This window comes from Bacillota bacterium, from assembly GCA_023511485.1.
Lineage (GTDB): Bacteria > Actinomycetota > Aquicultoria > Aquicultorales > Aquicultoraceae > CADDYS01.
The window spans coordinates 1-6410 of sequence record JAIMBH010000049.1 but is presented as its reverse complement, the minus strand read 5'-3'; the positions used below and the strand labels follow the sequence as shown (position 1 = coordinate 6410).

Below are 6410 nucleotides of genomic sequence, written 5' to 3'. Positions count from 1 at the left end.
GGCTGGGGACGCGAGATGTCGAGCCGGATATCCTCGGGCGGGCTTATGAGTATTTGTTGCGCAAGTTTGCTGAAGGCCAGGGGCAAAGCGCAGGTGAGTTTTATACGCCGCGTGAGGTTGCGGTTCTTATGGCTCATATTCTCGACCCCGACCCGGGCGACTCGATTTATGACCCGGCATGCGGCTCGGGCGGTTTGCTCATAAAGTCGCACCTTAGGTTTAAGGATAAGTACGGCGTGAAGGGCGAGAACGGCAGGAGGGTTATCCCTGAGAATATAAGCCCATTAAGCTTCTACGGGCAGGAGATAAACCCGGCGACGTTCGCCATAGCCAGGATGAACACTTTCATCTATTACATGGATGCCCATATTGCGATTGGTGATACCATGAACCACCCGGCGTTTAAAGAGCCGGACGGGAGTCTTCAGAAGTTTAATAAAGTGACAGCCAATCCCATGTGGAACCAGAAATTTCCGCTTACTACATACGAGCACGACACCTACGGGCGCTTCGGGCTCGGGTTTCCGCCGACTTCAAGCGCTGACTGGGGATGGGTGCAGCACATGTTTACTTCGCTTAAAGACAATGGCAAGATGGCGGTGGTATTAGACACCGGTGCTGTGTCGAGGGGAAGCGGCAATCTCGGCGCAAACAAAGAGCGCGACATCCGCAAAGAATTTGTCGAGCACGACTTAATCGAGACGGTAATCCTTTTGCCGGAGAACCTTTTCTACAACACAACCGCCCCTGGAATTATTATGGTGATCAACAAAGCAAAGCGGCATGCAAACGAGATTTTGCTTATCAATGCAAGCAAGCTGTTCTTAAAGGGAAGGCCGAAGAATTACCTTGAAGACGAGCACATTGAGCATATCAGCCAGCTTTATCTGGACTGGAAGGCTGAGGAGGGCATATCGGCGATCATCGCAAAAGAAGAAACCGTGCGCAATGATTATAATCTCTCGCCCAGCCGCTATGTCGCGATAAACGGCAAGGAAGAAGTCTTGCCGCCCGAAGAGGCGTTTGTGCTTCTTCAGGAGGCCGAGGAGGAGCGTGCCGAGGCCAACCGCGAGCTTAACGATGTTTTGGCTAAACTCGGGTTTGGAGTGTTAAGCCATGATTGACCCAAACGAACAGGCAGAAAGAAAACATGATAAGGATGCCGACCTTGAGCCAGGTTTTAAGATGACCGAGCTGGGACCACTGCCTGTGGATTGGGATGTGGTGAGGTTATCTGAGGTCGCTGATTATATCAATGGTTACGCTTTTAAATCAACTGAATGGGGCGCTAAAGGATTACCTATTATTCGCATCCAGAACCTGAATGATCCTAGTAAACCGTACAACTATTTTGCTGGCACAATAAATGAGCGATATAAGGTTCATCCTGGTGACATACTGATATCTTGGTCCGCATCGCTTGGAGCTTTTAAGTGGCAAGGGCAAGATGCATGGCTTAACCAACATATCTTTAAGGCCATTATAGATGAAAAAGTAATAGATCGGGATTACTTCTATTGGATGATAAAGAAAGAGATTACTCGCATTGCTGAGTCTGCTCGCGGAAGCACAATGAAGCATGTCACTAGAAAAACCTTTGTAAACTCACTTGTTCCTTTGCCGCCCAGACAGGACCAGTATGGGATTGCCCATACATTAGATGCGGTTCAACAAGGGATTGAGGAGACGGGGAAGGTTGTTGATGCTGCTCGGGAGCTGAAAAAGTCATTAATGCGCCATCTTTTTACGTATGGCCCCGTCCCTTTCAACCAGGCCGACCAAGTACCCCTCAAAGAAACCGAGATCGGTTTAGTGCCGATACATTGGCCTATTGTATATGTTCAAGAAATTGCAGCTAAGGGGAAAGGCACCATTAGAATGGGCCCCTTTGGAAGCCAGTTAAAGAAATCAGAGCTTACAACAGAAGGCATAAAAGTTTATGGACAACAGAACGTAATAAGGAATAACTTCTCGCTAGGTGATAGATTTATTAATTTCGATAAGTATAAGTCCCTCAAAGGCTTTGAGGTAAAACCAGAAGATATTTTGCTTACAATGATGGGTACAGTCGGCCATTCTATTGTCTTTCCAGGCGACGCTGCAAAGGGCATAATTGATTCTCACTTGATCAGGATAACGGCCGATAAGACAAAAGTAATTCCACAGTTCCTTGCTATATCTTTTCAAAGCTCAAAAGTTAAGGAACAGGTTGAGTCACGAGGCCACGGTGTTGTTATGAAAGGGTTGAATTCTACCATTGTGAAGTCACTAAGCGTCCCACTACCGCCCCTCCCCGAACAACAAGAAATCGCCCGCATCCTCCAAGCTGTAGACAAAAAGATCGAGGCTGAGGAGAATCGTAAACGGGCGCTTGAGGTTCAGTTTAAGACATTGCTGCATTACTTGATGACGGGTAAAATCAGGGTTAAAGACGTAGTAGAGGTGAAACATGAGGCGAGATGAGGCTCTTCGCATACTGTCTTCGCATAGGAAAGAACTAGATGAGTTCGGTGTAAAATCACTTGCAATCTTTGGCTCTATAGCCAGAGATGAGGCCGGGCCTGAAAGCGATATCGACATACTGGTTGAATTTGCAAGGCCGGTAGGGCTTTTTGAGTTTGTGCGCTTAAAAACCTTCTTGGAAAAACTTCTGCAGCGCGAAGTTGATTTAGTTACCCCCGATGCATTGAAAGAAAGGCTCCGCGAAAAAATCCTCAAGGAGGCTATTAGTGCCGCATAGGGACTGGCGTTTGCGTATTGAAGATATTCTTGAATGTATAGAAAAAATTCAGCGCTATACCAAAGGCATGAATTTTGAAGAGTTTGTCTCAGATGAGATGGCCTTTGATGCTGTTGTTAGAAATATCTTGATTATCGGTGAAGCGGCAAATCATATTCCTTCAAATGTCCGGGAGCAATATCCTGAAATGCCGTGGGATGAAATGAGAGGTATCCGCAATATCCTTGTGCATGAATATTTCGGAGTCAGCGCCCCAATTCTGTGGCATACGATTGAGCACGATCTTCCCCCATTGGTACCCATGCTAAAGGCTATTTTGGAGGCTGAATAATGAGCTACCTAAGTAGCGAGCGAAGAGCAGTCCAAGACAGGCTTATTAAATACGCTACAGAGGTTGGGTGGCAGTACCTGCCCCCGAATGAATCAACTCGTTTGCGGCACGATGGAATGAAGCCCATCCTCTGGGATGTTTTTATTGACAGAGTCCAGGCCTTAAACCCTGCGGTTGTCGATCGTCTAAAGGCCGAGGAGGTCGCAAACCGCATTATCCGCGTGCCTTCAAGCATCGAGGGCAATCTGCAGGCGTGGGAGTATTTGCGTGGCCTAAAAACGGTTTTTGTAGAGACCGAAAGGCGAGAGCGCAATATCAACCTGCTCGACTTTGACAACGTCCATCGCAATACTTTTCATGTAACCGATGAGTTTCGCTTCTCAAACGGCGTCAACGCCATCCGGGCCGATGTCGCCTTTCTGATCAACGGCATCCCAATCCTTTTAATCGAAACCAAGGCGGCAACCAAGCTAGAGGGCATTAACGAGGCGCTGGATCAGATACGGCGCTATCACCGAGAAGCCCCCGAGCTTCTTTCCATCACACAGGTTTTTGCTTTGACCCATCTTGTCCAGTTCTATTACGGCGCGACCTGGAACACGTCGAACAAAAACCTTTTTAACTGGAAGGAAGAATCAGCGGGCCAAGATTTTGAGTCATTGGTAAAGCATTTTATCGCCCGCGAGAGGATGCTCCGCGTGATTCGCGACTATATTATCTTTACGAGAAAAGACGATGAGCTTGCCAAGGTTATCCTGCGGCCTCACCAGATGAGAGCGGTTGAGAGGGCCCTGGGCAGGGCGCAGGATAGAGAAAAGCATCGCGGGTTAGTCTGGCACACGCAGGGCTCGGGCAAGACGTACACGATGATAACTATTGCAAAGCGTCTCATCGAGGAGCCGGTGTTTGAGAACCCGACTGTTTTAATGCTGGTCGATCGCAACGAGCTTGAGTCGCAGCTCTTCGGCAACCTCGCGGCTACACTTCTTGGGCAATCTGTTCGCCCGTACAGCAAACCGGGCTACTACACGCAGATCGGCAACGTTTCAGTTGCAGAGAGCAAGCGAGGCCTTCGAGAGCTGCTTAAAGACGACACACGTGGGCTCATTGTCTCGATGATTCATAAATTTGACGACATCCCGGCAAATATAAACACCCGCTCGAATATATTTGTGCTGGTTGATGAGGCCCACCGCACGACCGGTGGCGAACTCGGCAACTACCTTATGGGAGCGCTGCCCAACGCGACTTATCTCGGTTTTACCGGTACGCCGATTGATAAAACATCGCACGGCAAGGGCACGTTTAAGGTATTCGGCAAGGACGACCCAACTGGCTATCTCGATAAGTACTCCATCTCGGAGTCGATTAGCGACGGCACGACCGTGCCGCTTTACTATTCGCTTGCTCCCAACGAGCTACAGGTCGATAAAGAGACGCTTGAAACAGAGTTTCTCAATTTAAGCGAAGTTCAGGGCGTAAGCGACGTTGAGGATTTAAACCGGGTGCTCGAGCGGGCGGTTACCCTTCGCAACATGCTCAAAAACCGCGAACGCGTGCGGCGCATCGCCCAGTATGTGGCAAAGCACTATACAGAGAATGTCGAGCCGATGGGCTACAAAGCGTTTCTTGTCGGGGTGGACAGGGAGGCGTGCACACTATTAAAAGCGGCGCTCGATGATTATTTGCCGCCCGAGTACTCAAGGGTGATTATAAGCGCGTCGCAAAACGACCCGGAAGAGATCGCAAAGTACCATCTCTCCGAGGACGAGGAGAAGCGCATCCGAAAGGACTTTATCGATTCTGAGAAGCTTCCCAAGATACTGATTGTAACCGAGAAGCTTTTAACTGGCTATGATGCGCCAGTACTCTACTGCATGTATCTTGATAAACCAATGCGCGACCATGTGCTTTTGCAAGCGATCGCGCGCGTCAATCGTCCCTATGAGGACAAAAACGGCAAGCGCAAACCAGGCGGGTTTATCGTCGATTTTGTTGGTATCTTCGATAACCTGGAAAAGGCCCTCGCTTTTGACTCAAGAGATGTAAAGGCGGCAGTTGAAGGCCTCGACCTGTTAAAAGATCGCTTTAAAGGTCTCATTAAGACCGCTCGCAAAGATTATTTGCCGATAGCTACTGGTAAACCCGCTGACAAGGCGGTCGAAGCGGCTATCAATGCATTTATGGACGAAGAGGAGCGGCACGGTTTCTATCGCTTCTTCAAAGAAATCGAAACCCTCTATGAAATAATCTCGCCCGACGCCTTCCTGCGCGAGTTTATGAGCGATTACGAGATGCTTGCCGACATGTACTCGGCGGTGCGGGCCGCATTCGATGGCGGCGAGCCTATCGATAGAGAACTGGCCAGAAAGACCGCATATCTTGTTCAAGAACACACGCAGGCAGGCATGATCCATGAGAGCGTCAAAGTGTATGAGATTACCCCCGAGACGCTTCACATAATAGCCCAGAGCGACCAGCCTGATAACGTTAAGGTATTTAACCTCCTTAAAAGCATCCAAAAGAAGGTTGAAGAGGAGGGCGAATTCAAACCCTACCTTATATCGATCGGTGAGAGGGCTGAGCAAATAGCCAATGCGTTTATCGAGCATCAAGCGGATGTAATTGAGACACTAAAGAAGCTTGAAGAGGAAGCCCAAAAAATGCTAGAAGCCGCCCGCCAGCAAGCAGAAATGAATATCTCTGTAGAGGCGTTTACGGTATATTGGCTGCTCAAGCAATCTGGGGTAGAGAAGGAGAGGGCTGAAAAGGCGACAGCTGAGATTGAAGCTACACTTGCTAAATATCCTTACTGGCGCACCAACGACGAGCAAGCAAGAAAAGTGCGCCGGACGTTTTATCAGCAGCTCGAAAAGATCGGAGTCAAGAAAATAAAAGAAGCAGTTGATCATATCATGCGAATCATCAAGAGAGGTAGTAATGGATAAAGTTATGCGCGATCTACCGCAGCCGTTAGAAGAATTGGTGCCAGCAAGCATCTTTAAATCAGAGGTTATGTTCTGGGCAGAACGCATTGGTGTCGAGCCCAAAGAAATACATATACGATCCATGAAACGCAAATGGGCAAGCTGCTCAAGCAATGGCAGGTTAACGTTTGACACTGATTTATTACGCCAGCCCGCAAGGTTTAGGCGGGAAGTTATAGTGCATGAATTACTCCATATGAAGGTATCTAATCACAGCAAGCTTTTTAAGAGCTTATTTAATGCGTATCTGGCCGAGGCGGATGCGTGGTAATCATTCTCTTTTTAACGCTCGTAGAGTCGTAGAGGGGACGTTTCAGAAAAAAATAAAAAAAAAATTAGTTTTTTATTTTTT

General features: G+C 48.3%; 6 protein-coding genes. All 6 read left to right on the top strand.

The annotated features are described in order from the left end of the window. Positions 1-1124 (top strand): SAM-dependent methyltransferase (locus K6T91_11385; protein MCL6473390.1); only part of this gene is annotated, 1124 nt, incomplete at its 5' end. Beyond that, entirely contained in the window at positions 1117-2463 is a 1347-nt protein-coding gene (locus K6T91_11380; GenBank protein MCL6473389.1) for a restriction endonuclease subunit S, read from the top strand. The genes K6T91_11385 and K6T91_11380, both read left to right, overlap by 8 nt. Beyond that, the gene (locus K6T91_11375) at positions 2450-2740 is read left to right on the top strand and encodes a nucleotidyltransferase family protein (protein ID MCL6473388.1); all 291 of its coding nucleotides are present in this window, start codon (positions 2450-2452) and stop codon (positions 2738-2740) included. The genes K6T91_11380 and K6T91_11375 overlap by 14 nt, the downstream gene beginning before the upstream one ends. After that, on the top strand, positions 2730-3071 hold the full coding sequence (locus K6T91_11370) for a DUF86 domain-containing protein (GenBank protein ID MCL6473387.1): 342 nt from the start codon (positions 2730-2732) through the stop codon (positions 3069-3071). Before K6T91_11375 ends, K6T91_11370 begins: the two co-directional genes overlap by 11 nt. Continuing rightward, positions 3071-6019 (top strand): HsdR family type I site-specific deoxyribonuclease, encoded by a 2949-nt coding sequence (locus K6T91_11365; protein ID MCL6473386.1) that lies wholly within the window; start codon positions 3071-3073, stop codon positions 6017-6019. The genes K6T91_11370 and K6T91_11365 overlap by 1 nt, the downstream gene beginning before the upstream one ends. Positions 6020-6023: 4 nt before the next feature. Then, complete coding sequence (locus K6T91_11360; GenBank protein MCL6473385.1) at positions 6024-6329, top strand: M48 family metallopeptidase; 306 nt, start codon at positions 6024-6026, stop codon at positions 6327-6329. The last annotated feature ends 81 nt before the right edge of the window (positions 6330-6410 follow it).

Excerpts from the sequence above, each read along its gene's own strand:
- K6T91_11380 (MCL6473389.1), top strand. The coding sequence starts at position 1,117 with ATGATTGACCCAAACGAACAGGCAGAAAGAAAACATGATAAGGATGCC.
- K6T91_11375 (MCL6473388.1), top strand. The coding sequence starts at position 2,450 with ATGAGGCGAGATGAGGCTCTTCGCATACTGTCTTCGCATAGGAAAGAA.
- K6T91_11360 (MCL6473385.1), top strand. The coding sequence starts at position 6,024 with ATGCGCGATCTACCGCAGCCGTTAGAAGAATTGGTGCCAGCAAGCATC.
- K6T91_11365 (MCL6473386.1), top strand. The coding sequence starts at position 3,071 with ATGAGCTACCTAAGTAGCGAGCGAAGAGCAGTCCAAGACAGGCTTATT.